The following is a 12,517-nucleotide window of genomic DNA, read 5'->3' as shown; positions in this document are numbered from 1 at the left end:
CGTTCCCTCGACGGGCGACGTGCATACACAGATACCCTTGACTGGTGACCGACGCCCAAAAGACCGCAGCAGACATGACACTGCGAGCACCCGGAGACTCGCCTCCGGATTCCCGACCGGCGCCGGTCCCTCTCCTGGAGCCCCGCGAGGGCATCCCCCCGGTGACCGCCACCGACGGGGCGCTCGACGGGATCGTGGCCGCCTTCGCGGCCGGCACGGGCCCGGTGGCCGTCGACGCCGAGCGGGCCTCGGGCTACCGCTACGGCCAGCGCGCCTACCTCGTACAGCTGCGCCGCGAAGGCGCGGGCAGCGCGCTGATCGACCCGGTCGGCTGCCCCGACCTGTCGGCGCTGGGCGAGGCGATCGGCGACGCCGAGTGGGTGCTGCACGCAGCCACCCAGGACCTGCCGTGCCTGCGCGACATAGGGATGGTCCCCACCCGGCTGTTCGACACCGAGCTGGCCGGCCGGCTGGCCGGCTTCGCCCGGGTCGGCCTGGGCGCCATGGTCGAGAACGTCCTCGGCTTCGCTCTGGAGAAGGGCCACTCCGCCGTCGACTGGTCCACCCGCCCGCTGCCCGAGCCCTGGCTGCGCTATGCCGCGCTCGATGTCGAGCTGCTGGTGGATCTGCGCGACGCGCTGGAGGAGGAGCTGGAGCGGCAGGGGAAGCTGGAGTGGGCCCGGCAGGAGTTCGCGGCCATCGCCGCCGCTCCCCCGCCGCCGCCCCGCAAGGACCCCTGGCGCCGCACCTCCGGCATGCACAAGGTCAGACGGCGCCGTCAGATGGCGGTCGTACGGGAGCTGTGGACGGCCCGTGACCAGGTGGCCCAGCGGCGCGACATCTCCCCCGGCAAGGTGCTCGGGGACGCCGCGATCGTGGAGGCGGCGCTGAATCTGCCGCCGAACAGCCACGCCCTGGCCGCGCTGCCGGGCTTCGGCCACCGTATGGGCCGCCGGCAGCTGGAGCAGTGGCAGGCCGCCGTCGACCGCGCCCGCGCCCTGGCCGAGAACGAGCTGCCGCAGCCCGGCCAGCCGCTCAACGGGCCGCCGCCGCCCCGCTCCTGGGCTGACAAGGACCCGGTCGCCGCGGCCCGGCTGTCGGCCGCCCGCGCGGCGGTCACCGCGCTCGCCGAGGCCCTGAACCTGCCGCAGGAGAACCTGATCACCCCGGACACGGTGCGCCGGCTGTGCTGGGAGCCGCCGGCCGAGCCGAGCCAGGAGTCGGTCGCCGAGGTGCTGAAGGGCCATGGCGCCCGCCCCTGGCAGATCGAACAGGTCGCACCGATCCTCACCGAGGCGCTGCTGACCGACGCCGGCTGACACGGGCGGCGCGGCACCGACGCACGTGCGGCGGCATCCCCAGGGGTGCCGCCGCACTCTTCATGTCCCGCTAGTCGTTATTGGTGTGCGTCCACAGGACCTTGCGGTTGGTCGCGTCGATCCCGTAGGTCGTCTGGTTCCAGTCGGCGGGGGTCACGACGCCCACGGTCCAGGCCACCGCGTCGCTCCCGTTCTCGGCGTTGCCGAGTTCGATGGTGGTGACGGTGCCCTTCGTCTTCTCGGTCGCCGTCTCCGCGGCCTGCTGGGCCGTGACCTTGGCCTTGGACAGCTGGCCGGCGAGATGCTTCTTGTCCTCGGCGTCGTCCGACTCGGTGCGCGACTGCGTCAGCTTTCCGGAGACCGCATCGACGCGGCCGTCGTGCACCGTCCCGTCGGACGTCGCGACCGCGGTGCTCCAGTAGGGATTGGTGGGTGAGCCCTTGAGCTCCGCGGCGATCGGCTTCGAGGAGGGGACGGCCGCCATGGCTGCCTTCAGGGCCTGCTGGTACCCCACCTTGGCCTTGGGGATCAGGGCTTTCCGCTGGGCCTGGTCCGAGCTGAGCGAACTGCTCGGGGAGGCGGGGGCGGAGGCGGGCACGGCCCGCGGGGGGCCGGCGGCCTTCTGGGGGGCCTTGTCACTGTTCCCGCAGCCCGACAGCAGCGCGCCCGCGGCGGCGACGGCGCAGACCAGACCGATCGCGCGCGGCCCCGCCGGGCGCCCGCACCGGGTCACGACACCACTCATATTCATCTCCATATGGGCACTTTAGGTGTGTGATGGGATGAATTACGCCAAGACTCGACCGCGTTCGGTCGTTTGCGGTCGCCTCGTTCCGCCAGTTGCCATGCCGTCACCCGGCGGGCACCCCCTTCGTCCGGTGTGACGTTCAACGCTCCGGGCGGTGGGGGTGTGCAGTCTGGTTACCCGTAAGTAGCATGTCGGTGTGAAGCGTCCCCCGGGGCGCCCCGCAGCAGTGCCATCCCGCACCTGGAGGAGAGCCAACGTGCCTCGTACCGCTAGGGACGTCGTCTTCGTCGACGGCGTCCGCACCCCGTTCGGCAAGGCGGGCCCGAAGGGCATCTACCACGAGACCCGCGCCGACGATCTCGTCGTGAAGGCCATCCGGGAGCTGCTGCGCCGCAACCCGGCCCTGGACCCCGCGAAGATCGACGAGGTCGCCATCGCCGCCACCACCCAGATCGGTGACCAGGGTCTGACCCTCGGCCGGACCGCCGGCATCCTGGCCGGCCTCCCGCAGTCCGTGCCCGGTTACTCCATCGACCGCATGTGTGCCGGTGCGCTGACCGCCGTGACCGCCACCGCGGGCTCCATCGCCTTCGGTGCGTACGACGCCGTCATCGCCGGCGGTGTCGAGCACATGGGGCGCCACCCCATGGGCGAGGCCGTCGACCCCAACCCGCGGTTCGTGAGCGAGAAGCTCGTCGACCAGTCCGCGCTGTTCATGGGCATGACCGCGGAGAACCTGCACGACCGCTACCCGCAGATCACCAAGCAGCGCGCCGACGAGTACGCCGTGCGCTCGCAGGAGAAGGCGGCGAAGGCGTACGCGAACGGCAAGATCCAGCAGGACCTGGTGCCGATCTCGGTGCGCAACACCAACGCGGAGGTCGGCGAGACCGGCTGGGGCCTGGTGACCGCCGACGAGCCGATGCGTCCGGGGACGACCCTGGAGAACCTGGCGGGCCTCAAGACGCCGTTCCGTACGCACGGCCGCGTCACGGCCGGTAACGCCGCGGGTCTCAACGACGGTGCCACCGCCTCGATCCTCGCCTCCGAGGACTTCGCCCAGGAGCACGACCTCCCGGTCAAGATGCGCCTGGTCTCCTACGCCTTCGCGGGCGTCGAGCCCGAGGTCATGGGCTACGGCCCGATCCCGGCCACCGAGAAGGCCCTCGCCAAGGCGGGCCTGGGCATCGGTGACATCGGCCTGTTCGAGGTCAACGAGGCGTTCGCCGTGCAGGTGCTCGCCTTCCTCGACCACTACGGCATCGCCGACGACGACGCGCGCGTCAACCAGTACGGCGGCGCCATCGCCTTCGGCCACCCGCTCGCCTCCTCCGGCGTCCGGCTGATGACGCAGCTGGCCCGGCAGTTCGAGGAGCAGCCGGAGGTCCGCTACGGCCTGACGACCATGTGCGTCGGCTTCGGCATGGGCGCGACGGTCATCTGGGAGAACCCGAACCACAAGGACGCCGGAGGCAACAAGTGAGCACCACCACCGCCGAACTCCTGAAGGGCGCGGCCGAGCTGTTCCCGGACGAGGTCGTCACCTCGGCGCACGTCCGCCACCTCGATCTGCCGTACGGCGCGGGCAGGTTCGCGCTGATCACGCTGGACAACGGCTTCGACCACACCAAGCCGACCACCTTCGGCCCCGGCTCGCTGGCGAACCTCAACGCCGCGATCGACCAGGTCGAGAAGGAGGCCGCGGACGGCGACATCGTCGGCGTCGGCGTCACCGGCAAGCCGTTCATCTTCGCCGTCGGCGCCGACCTCAAGGGCGTCGAGCTGCTGGGGCGGCACGAGGACGCGCTGGCCATCGGCAAGGGCGGCCACGAGGTCTTCAAGCGGCTCGCGAACCTCGCCGTACCGACCTTCGCCTACTACAACGGTGCCGCGATGGGCGGTGGCGTCGAGGTCGGTCTGCACTGCTCCTACCGCACCGTCTCCAAGGCCCTCCCGGCCTTCTCGCTGCCCGAGGTCTTCCTCGGCCTCGTCCCGGGCTGGGGCGGCTGTGCACTGCTGCCGAACCTCATCGGCGCGGACAAGGCCGTCTCGGTCATCATCGAGAACTCGCTCAACCAGAACAAGCAGCTCAAGGGCCAGCAGGTCTTCGACCTCGGCATCGCGGACGCGATCTTCGAGGGCGCGGACTTCCTGGAGCAGTCGCTGATCTGGACCGCGGGCGTCCTCAAGGGCGACGTGGCCGTCGAGCGCGCCGAGGTCGACCGCGGTGAGGCCTGGGACCAGGCCGTCGCCAAGGGCAAGTTCATCGCCGACGGCAAGGTGCACGGCGCCGCCCCGGCCGCCTACCGGGCGCTGGACATCATCGCCGCGGCCAAGGACGGCGACCTGCAGGCCGGTTTCGACGCCGAGGACCAGGCCCTGGCGGACCTGATCATGGGCGGCGAACTCCGCGCCGGCATCTACTCGTTCAACCTGGTGCAGAAGCGTGCCAAGCGGCCCGCCGGTGCGCCGGACAAGAACCTGGCACGTCCAGTCAGCAAGGTCGGTGTCGTCGGCGCCGGTCTGATGGCCTCGCAGCTGGCCCTGCTGTTCCTGCGCCGCCTGGAGGTGCCGGTCGTGCTGACCGACATCGACCAGGAGCGCGTCGACAAGGGTGTGGGCTACGTCCACGCCGAGATCGACAAGCTGCTCGGCAAGGGCCGGATCAACCAGGACAAGGCCAATCGCCTCAAGGCCCTGGTCTCCGGTGTGCTCGACAAGGCCGAGGGCTTCTCCGACGCCGACTTCATCATCGAGGCGGTCTTCGAGGAGATCGGCGTCAAGCAGACGGTGTTCGCGGAGGTGGAGGCCGTCGCCCCGGCGCACGCCATCCTCGCCACCAACACCTCCTCGCTGTCCGTCTCCGAGATGGCCTCGAAGCTGAAGCACCCCGAGCGGGTCGTCGGCTTCCACTTCTTCAACCCGGTCGCGATCCTGCCGCTGCTGGAGATCGTCCGCGGCGAGAAGACCGACGACGCCTCGCTGGCCACCGCCTTCGCGGTCGCCAAGAAGCTGAAGAAGACCGCGGTGCTCACCAAGGACGCCCCGGCGTTCGTGGTCAACCGCATCCTGACCCGCTTCATGGGCGAGATCCAGAACGTCATCGACGAGGGCACCCCGGTCGAGACCGCGGAGAAGGCCATCGAGCCGCTGGGTCTGCCGATGTCGCCGCTGGTGCTGCTGGAGCTGGTCGGCCCGGCGATCGGTCTGCACGTCTCCGAGACGCTCCACCGCGCCTTCCCGGACCGCTTCAAGGTCTCGCCGAACCTCAAGGCCGTCGTCGAGGCCGGCAAGCGCGGCTTCTACGTCTATGACTCCGGCAAGCCGGAGCTGGACCCCGAGGTCGCGGCCCTCCTGAAGCAGGGTGACTCGGTGCTGACCGAGGAGCAGGTCCGCGACCGCGTCCTGGACGCGGTGGCACAGGAGATCGGCCTGATGCTGGACGAGGGCGTCGTCGCCGAGGCGCAGGACATCGACCTGTGCCTGATCACCGGCGCGGGCTGGCCCTTCCACCTGGGCGGCATCACGCCGTACCTGGACCGCGCGGGCGTCTCCGAGCGGGTGCGGGGCAAGAAGTTCCTGGCCCCGGGCATCGCGAGCGTTCCCGCGTAACGGTGGACGACTGACAGCGGGATGCGCGGGCCGGCTCGGCGGAGCCGGCCCGCGCATTCGTGTGTGCGGCGTGCGGGGGCCGCGCCGTGGGAGGGTGACGGCATGGATGCCTTGGTCATTGTCGATGCCGCGAACGTCGTGGGCTCGGTGCCCGACGGCTGGTGGCGGGACCGGCACCGTGCGGCCGAGCGGCTGCGCGACGCGCTGGTCGCCCCTGCCGCGGACGGCCTGCCGGGCCTGGTCGCCCCGCCCCTGGAGCTGGTCCTGGTGGTGGAGGGCGCGGCCCGCGGCGTCGATTCCGTGGAGGGCGTACGGGTGGTGCCCGCGGACGGCAGCGGCGACGACCGGATCGTGCAGCTGGTGGCCGACGAGGGCGGCGGACGGGACTGTCTGGTGGTGACCGCGGACCGCGGCCTGCGGGAGCGGGTCCAGGCGCTGGGGGCACGGGTGACGGGGCCGCGGACGGTGTGGGGGCCGGGGCGCGGCGGCGGGGCGTAGTCCGGGGACAGCGCGGCCCCGTACTCCGTCGGGGCGGCGTACGGGGCCGGGCGCAGGAGCGGCTGACCGGGGGTCAGTCCCGGGCGGCCTGGCGGTTGCGGATACCCAGGCGGCTGTGCGAGCGCCCGTACAGGAAGTAGATGACGAAGCCGGCCGCCATCCAGATCCCGAACCGGACCCAGGTCTCCGCGGGCAGATTGAGCATCAGCCACAGCGAGGCCAGGACGGACAGCACCGGCACCACCGGCACCCACGGGGTGCGGAAGGAGCGGGGCAGGTCGGGCCGGGCGCGGCGCAGGATGATGACGCCGACGGCGACCACGACGAAGGCGAACAGGGTGCCGATGTTGACCAGTTCGGCGAGGACGTCGATCGAGGTGAAGCCGGAGACGACGGCGACGACGACGCCCAGCGCGATGGTGGACCGGTACGGGGTCCCGTACCGCGGGTGGGACCGGGAGAAGACCCGGGGCAGCAGCCCGTCCCGGCTCATCGCGAAGAACACCCGGCTCTGGCCGAGCAGCAGAATCAGGCAGACCGAGGTCAGGCCGACGGCGGCGCCGAAGCTGATCAGGTCGGCGAAGAAGGGGTGTCCGAGGTCCTTGAAGGCGTCGGCGAGCGGGGCGTCGGTGGAGAGCTTGCTGTACTTCTCCATACCGGTGACGACGACCGAGACGGCCACGTAGAGGACCGTGCAGATGGCCAGTGAGCCGAGGATGCCGCGGGGGACGTCGCGCTGCGGGTTGCGGGTCTCCTCGGCGGCGGTGGCCACGATGTCGAAGCCGATGAAGGCGAAGAAGACCACGGCCGCCGCGGCGAAGATGCCCATGACCCCGAAGTTGGAGGGGGCGAAGCCGAACATCAGCTCCGCCAGCGGCGCGGCCAGTCCGCCGCCGGCCTCGCTGGTCCGGCTGGGCGGGACGAACGGCTCGTAGTTGGCGCCGCTGATCAGGAAGGCACCGGCGATGATGACCAGCAGGACGACGGTGACCTTGATCCCCACGACCACCGCCGTCACCCGCGAGGACAGCTTCATCCCGAGCACCAGGATGCCGGTCAGGACCAGCACGAGGATGCAGGCGAGCAGGTCGAAGCCGAAGTGCCCCTCGTGCGTGCCGGCCAGGCCCGACGGCAGATGCCACCCGGCGCCGTCCAGCAGCTCGCGGACATAGCCCGACCAGCCGACGGCGACCACCGCACAGCCCAGGGCGAGTTCCAGGATCAGGTCCCAGCCGATGATCCAGGCCGGCAGCTCGCCGAGCGAGGCGTACGAGAAGGTGTAGGCCGAGCCGGCGACCGGCACGGTGGAGGCGAACTCCGCGTAACACAGCGCCGCCAGCGCACAGACCACGCCCGCGACGACGAAGGACACGGCCACGGCCGGACCGGCCTGTTCCTTGGCGATCTTCCCGGTGAGGACGAAGATGCCGGTGCCGATGACGACACCGACGCCGAAGACGGTCAGGTCGAGCACCGACAGGGACTTTTTGAGCGCGTGTTCCGGCTCCTCGGTGTCCAGGATCGACTGCTCCACAGTCTTCGTCCGGAACATGCCGTGATTGCGGCGTGAATCATGTGGTGCGTCGTGCTGTGTGCTCATGGGCGAACCTCCGCCTGGACGGCCCTCGCAACTCTCGTGAACTGACCGAGTCTCCGCAATGAGCGGAAACAGTCAGCTGCGGCGGGCCTCCGGACGGCGGGGATTCACCCGATGGGGTGTGGCCGCGGCCATGCCGATGGGCCGGGCGGAACATCCGTACGGATGACCGGCCGGCCCATCGGCGGCGTCCGGGGAATCAGTCGCGGGCGACCTCGGCCGGCTCGGCCGCGCCCTTGGCGGGGGCGGACCCGGTGCCGGCGGACTCGGTGTCGTAGCGACCGTCGATCTTGGAGACCAGCCCGGTCACCTGGCGGGCGATGTCCGGTGCGGTGAGCCCGATCTCCGCCATGACCTCCTTGCGGGAGGCGTGGTCGAGGAACCGCTCGGGGATGCCGAAGTCGCGCAGCGGCAGGTCCACCCCGGCGTCCCGCAGGGCCTGTGCGACAGCCGAACCGACGCCGCCGGAACGGACGTTGTCCTCGACGGTGACCACGACCCGGTGCTTGGCGGCGAGACCCGGCAGCGCCTCGTCGACCGGCTTGACCCAGCGCGGGTCGACGACCGTGGTGGAGATGCCCTGCTTGTCGAGCAGGTCGGCGATCTCCAGGCACATCGGGGCGAGCGCGCCCACGGAGACCAGCAGGACGTCCGGCCTCTTGACGGTCTCGTCGGGCTCGCGCAGCACGTCCATGCCGCCCACCCGGCCGATCGCCTCGACGGCCGGGCCGACCGCGCCCTTGGAGTACCGCACCACGGTGGGCGCGTCATCGACCTCGACGGCCTCCCGCAGCTGCGCGCGGACCTGGTCGGCGTCGCGCGGCGCGGCGATCCGCAGGCCGGGGACGACCTGGAGGATCGACATGTCCCACATGCCGTTGTGGGAGGCGCCGTCGGTGCCGGTGACACCGGCCCGGTCCAGCACGAAGGTGACGCCGCACTTGTGCAGCGCCACATCCATCAGCACCTGGTCGAAGGCGCGGTTGAGGAAGGTGGCGTAGACGGCGAAGACCGGGTGCAGGCCGCCGGTGGCCATGCCTGCCGCGGAGACCGCGCCGTGCTGCTCGGCGATGCCGACGTCGTAGACGCGGTCGGGGAAGGCCTTGGCGAACTTGTCCAGTCCGACGGGCTGGAGCATGGCCGCCGTGATGGCGACGATGTCCTCGCGCTCCTTGCCGAGCTCGACCATCTCGTCGCCGAAGACGGACGTCCAGTCCTTGCCGCCCGAGGAGATGGGCAGGCCGGTGTCGGGGTGGATCTTGCCGACGGCGTGGAAGCGGTCCGCCTCGTCCTGGAGGGCGGGCTGGTAGCCGCGGCCCTTCTCGGTGAGGCAGTGGACGATGACCGGGCCGCCGAAGCGCTTGGCGCGCGTCAGGGCGGATTCCAGCGCCTCGAGGTCGTGGCCGTCGATCGGGCCGACGTACTTCAGGCCCAGGTCCTCGAACATGCCCTGCGGGGCGATGAAGTCCTTCAGGCCCTTCTTGGCGCCGTGCAGGGTCTCGTAGAGCGGCTTGCCGACGACCGGCGTGCGCTCCAGCAGGTCCTTGCCGCGGGCCAGGAAACGCTCGTAGCCGTCCGTGGTGCGCAGCGTCGCCAGATGGTTGGCGAGGCCGCCGATGGTCGGCGCGTAGGAGCGCTCGTTGTCGTTGACGACGATGACGAGCGGGCGGTCCTTGGCGGCGGCGATGTTGTTGAGGGCTTCCCAGGCCATGCCGCCGGTCAGCGCGCCGTCACCGATGACCGCGGCGACCCGGTCGTCCGACCCCAGCACCTCGTTGGCCTTGGCGATGCCCTCGGCCCAGCCCAGGACCGTGGAGGCGTGGCTGTTCTCGATGACGTCGTGCTCGGACTCGGCGCGGGAGGGGTAGCCGGACAGGCCGCCCTTCGCCTTGAGCTTGGAGAAGTCCTGACGGCCGGTGAGCAGCTTGTGGACGTAGGACTGGTGACCGGTGTCGAAGAGCACCTTGTCCTTCGGGGAGTCGAAGACACGGTGCAGGGCGATGGTCAGCTCGACCACGCCGAGGTTCGGCCCGAGGTGTCCGCCGGTCTTGGACACCGCGTCGACAAGGAAGGTACGGATCTCCCCCGCCAGCTGCTCGAGCTGCTCCGGGCTCAGTCGGTCCAGATCGCGCGGTCCCCTGATACGGGAAAGCAACGCCCTCCCGTCGCCCGCCACCACCCCGGCCGGACGCGCGTTGCGCGGCACCTCCTGCACCCCTGCCTCCTTGCTGCCTGCTGCTTGCTGGTTGCTGCCGTGGATCGAGCTTGCCGATCAGATGAGTCTAATGTCGCGCCCGCCGCGCCGACGCCCGGGCCTTGCGATGTATGTCACTCGGGTGAAGCGGGCTCCGGCGCGCCGCCCGCGGGGCGCCGCCGCACACGCACCGGCCCCCACCGGATGATGCCCGGTGGGGGCCGGCGGCGTCGGAGCAGGGGCGCGATCAGGTGCGTCCGGCCGTCTTCTGCGTCCGGCGGGAGACCGAGTCGATCACCACGGCGGCGAGCAGCACCGCACCGGTGATCATGTACTGGATCTCGCTCGCCATGCCGAGCAGGTTCAGGCCCTGCTGGATCGACTGGATGACGAGCATGCCCAGCAGCGCGGACCAGATCTTGCCGCGGCCGCCGAAGAGGCTGGTACCGCCGATGACGGCCGCCGCGATCACGTTCATCAGGGTGTTGCCGGAGCCCAGGTTCTTGGTGGCGCCGCCGGAGAGGCTGGCGATGAACAGTCCGCCGAACGCCGCGAGCATGCCGGAGATGGCGAACACGCTGATCCGGATCTTGTTCACATTGATGCCGGCCCGCCGCGCCGCCTCGGCGTTGCCGCCGACCGCGAAGATCTGCCGTCCGTAGGGGGTGCGGCGCACCACGAAGTCGGCGAGGACCAGGACCGCGAGGAACAGCACCAGGGCCAGCGGCAGACCGCGGGCGCCGGCCGGCTCGTTCAGGACATAGGCGACGACGAAGGCGATCACGGCGACCACGCCGGTGCGCAGCAGGATCTCGCTGAGCGGCCGGGAGGGCAGCGCGGCGGCCTTGCGGCGCTTGCTGTCGAGCAGCAGCGATCCGGCGTAGGCGAGGACCGCGATCAGCGCGAGACCGTAGGCCGCGGCCTTGTCCTCGAAGTAGTAGCCGGTGAGGTCTTCCACCACGCTGCCGCTCGGCGTGTTGATGGAGCCTTCCTGGCCCATCATCCAGATCTGCAGGCCGCTCCAGCCGAGGAATCCGGCCAGGGTGACGACGAAGGCCGGCACACCGATCTTGGCGAAAAAGAAGCCGTGCAGAGCGCCGATGGCCACTCCGGCCACGAGGGCGATCAGGACGGCGAGCCAGTCGTTGACGCCGTGGGTGACGCTGAGCACGGCCCATACGGCCGCGCCGACGCCCGCCACCGAGCCGACGGACAGGTCGATCTCGCCGAGCAGCAGCACGAAGACGATGCCGACGGCCATGATGCCGAGGCCGGAGGTGTAGACACCGATGTTCGCGAGGCTGTCGGCGGACAGGAAGCTGCTGTTCTTGAGCTGGAAGACGACCGCGATGACGATCAGGCCGATGACGACCGGCAGCGAGCCCAGCTCCCCGCCGCGCACCCGGCGCCGGAAGTCGTTGAGGTAGCCGGCGAAGCCCTGTTCGCGGACGAGCAGGCGGGGGTCGACGGCGGCCGGCTGGGGGGTGTCGGCAGCCGGGACGGGGGTCTCCTGGCCTGCTGTCGCGGCGGCCTCGTCCTCGTCCGCGGCGGGCCGCTTGGTGAGATCACTCATGCGCCGGCCTCCTTCTTCACCTGGTCCGTACGCGCCTTGCGGCGGGTCACGGCGTTGTCCGAGGCGCCGGTGATGGCGGCGATGATCTCTTCGTGGGAGGTGCCCTCGACCTCGAAGACACCGTTGTTGCGGCCCAGCCGCAGCACCGCGACCCGGTCCGCGACGGCCTGCACATCGGCCATGTTGTGGCTGATGAGGATGACGCCGAGCTCGCGCTCACGCAGCCGCTCGACGAGGTCGAGGACCTGGGCGGTCTGCTCGACGCCGAGGGCGGCGGTGGGCTCGTCGAGGATGACGACCTTGGGGTCGCCGATCAGTGCGCGGGCGATCGCGACGACCTGCCGCTGACCGCCGGAGAGCGCGGCGACGGGGATACGGACGCTCGGGATGCGGATGGACAGGGTGTCCAGCAGCTCCTTGGCGCGCTTCTCCATGGCGATCTCGTCGAGTACGCCCGCGGTGCGGATCTCGTTGCCGAGGTAGAGGTTGGCGACGACATCGAGGTTGTCGCAGAGCGCGAGGTCCTGGTAGACGGTGGCGACGCCGAGTTCCTGGGCGTCGTGCGGCTTGGTGATGCGGACCGCCGCGCCCTCCCATTCGATGGCGCCGTCGTCGACCGGGTGGACGCCCGAGATGGTCTTGACGAGGGTGGACTTGCCGGCGCCGTTGTCGCCGACGAGGGCGACCACCTCACCGGGGTGGATCTCCAGGGTGACGTCCGTGAGTGCTTGGACGGCGCCGAACCGCTTGGAGACTCCGCGCAACGCCAGCACAGGCGTAGCGGACACGTGAATCATCTCCTTCGCCGCCGTCACTACGGCGGGGATGGTGGTGCGTGGAGCGGGGGGGTTGCGAGGAACGGTCCGGCTCCGGGAGGAGGTACGGGGCGAAGCCGGGACGGATGCGGGGCGGGGCCGGGACGAGGCCGGGCGGGGTGGGGCCGGGGCCGCGGGCCGGGGCAGGTCGGGAGCCGGGG

Annotated in this window: 9 protein-coding genes; 4 read left to right on the top strand and 5 right to left on the bottom strand. The window is 70.9% G+C overall.

The annotated features are described in order from the left end of the window. Nucleotides 1-44: 44 nt before the first annotated feature. The gene (locus tag ABZ851_RS26585; protein ID WP_361132291.1) at nt 45-1,319 is read left to right on the top strand and encodes a ribonuclease D; all 1,275 of its coding nucleotides are present in this window, start codon (nt 45-47) and stop codon (nt 1,317-1,319) included. Between the two features lie 70 nt (nt 1,320-1,389). On the opposite strand, the gene ABZ851_RS26580 is transcribed toward ABZ851_RS26585, so the two are convergent. Then, nucleotides 1,390-2,064, bottom strand: a complete 675-nt coding sequence (locus ABZ851_RS26580) for a PepSY domain-containing protein (RefSeq protein ID WP_361132288.1) — start codon at nt 2,062-2,064, stop codon at nt 1,390-1,392. Nucleotides 2,065-2,323: 259 nt separating this feature from the next. Here ABZ851_RS26580 and ABZ851_RS26575 point away from each other — a divergent pair, with 259 nt between their 5' ends. From ABZ851_RS26575 to ABZ851_RS26565, 3 genes are all read left to right on the top strand, one after another. Next, complete coding sequence (locus tag ABZ851_RS26575) at nt 2,324-3,550, top strand: acetyl-CoA C-acyltransferase (RefSeq protein ID WP_361132285.1); 1,227 nt, start codon at nt 2,324-2,326, stop codon at nt 3,548-3,550. Further along, nucleotides 3,547-5,679, top strand: coding sequence for a 3-hydroxyacyl-CoA dehydrogenase NAD-binding domain-containing protein (locus ABZ851_RS26570; RefSeq protein ID WP_361132282.1), 2,133 nt, complete (start codon nt 3,547-3,549; stop codon nt 5,677-5,679). Before ABZ851_RS26575 ends, ABZ851_RS26570 begins: the two co-directional genes overlap by 4 nt. A 102-nt stretch (nt 5,680-5,781) precedes the next feature. Beyond that, nucleotides 5,782-6,177, top strand: a complete 396-nt coding sequence (locus ABZ851_RS26565; protein WP_088800533.1) for an NTP pyrophosphohydrolase — start codon at nt 5,782-5,784, stop codon at nt 6,175-6,177. Nucleotides 6,178-6,250: 73 nt separating this feature from the next. Here the strand turns inward: ABZ851_RS26565 and ABZ851_RS26560 are convergent, their stop codons facing one another. The 4 genes from ABZ851_RS26560 to ABZ851_RS26545 all read right to left on the bottom strand — a co-directional run bounded on the left by ABZ851_RS26560 (nt 6,251) and on the right by ABZ851_RS26545 (nt 12,338). Continuing rightward, nucleotides 6,251-7,777, bottom strand: coding sequence for an amino acid permease (locus ABZ851_RS26560; RefSeq protein ID WP_361132278.1), 1,527 nt, complete (start codon nt 7,775-7,777; stop codon nt 6,251-6,253). A 196-nt stretch (nt 7,778-7,973) separates the two neighbouring features. Continuing rightward, nucleotides 7,974-9,989 carry a 1-deoxy-D-xylulose-5-phosphate synthase gene (dxs, locus tag ABZ851_RS26555; RefSeq protein WP_361132275.1) on the bottom strand — a complete coding sequence of 672 codons (2,016 nt, stop codon included), beginning with the start codon at nt 9,987-9,989 and terminating at the stop codon, nt 7,974-7,976. A 226-nt stretch (nt 9,990-10,215) separates the two neighbouring features. Further along, on the bottom strand, nt 10,216-11,541 hold the full coding sequence (locus ABZ851_RS26550; RefSeq protein ID WP_361132272.1) for a sugar ABC transporter permease: 1,326 nt from the start codon (nt 11,539-11,541) through the stop codon (nt 10,216-10,218). Continuing rightward, entirely contained in the window at nt 11,538-12,338 is an 801-nt protein-coding gene (locus tag ABZ851_RS26545; RefSeq protein ID WP_361132269.1) for an ATP-binding cassette domain-containing protein, read from the bottom strand. Before ABZ851_RS26545 ends, ABZ851_RS26550 begins: the two co-directional genes overlap by 4 nt. Nucleotides 12,339-12,517: the final 179 nt, after the last annotated feature.

Origin of the sequence: Streptomyces sp. NPDC047049 (genome assembly GCF_040643995.1) — a bacterium.
In the GTDB taxonomy this organism is placed as follows: domain Bacteria; phylum Actinomycetota; class Actinomycetes; order Streptomycetales; family Streptomycetaceae; genus Streptomyces; species Streptomyces mooreae.
Note: the sequence above shows the minus strand (reverse complement) of the source record. Positions and strands in the feature narration are given on the sequence as shown.

Coding starts and splice junctions, on each gene's coding strand:
- ABZ851_RS26565 (WP_088800533.1), top strand. CDS start 5,782: ATGGATGCCTTGGTCATTGTCGATGCCGCGAACGTCGTGGGCTCGGTG.
- ABZ851_RS26560 (WP_361132278.1), bottom strand. CDS start 7,777: ATGAGCACACAGCACGACGCACCACATGATTCACGCCGCAATCACGGC.
- ABZ851_RS26545 (WP_361132269.1), bottom strand. CDS start 12,338: ATGATTCACGTGTCCGCTACGCCTGTGCTGGCGTTGCGCGGAGTCTCC.
- ABZ851_RS26550 (WP_361132272.1), bottom strand. CDS start 11,541: ATGAGTGATCTCACCAAGCGGCCCGCCGCGGACGAGGACGAGGCCGCC.
- ABZ851_RS26580 (WP_361132288.1), bottom strand. CDS start 2,064: ATGAGTGGTGTCGTGACCCGGTGCGGGCGCCCGGCGGGGCCGCGCGCG.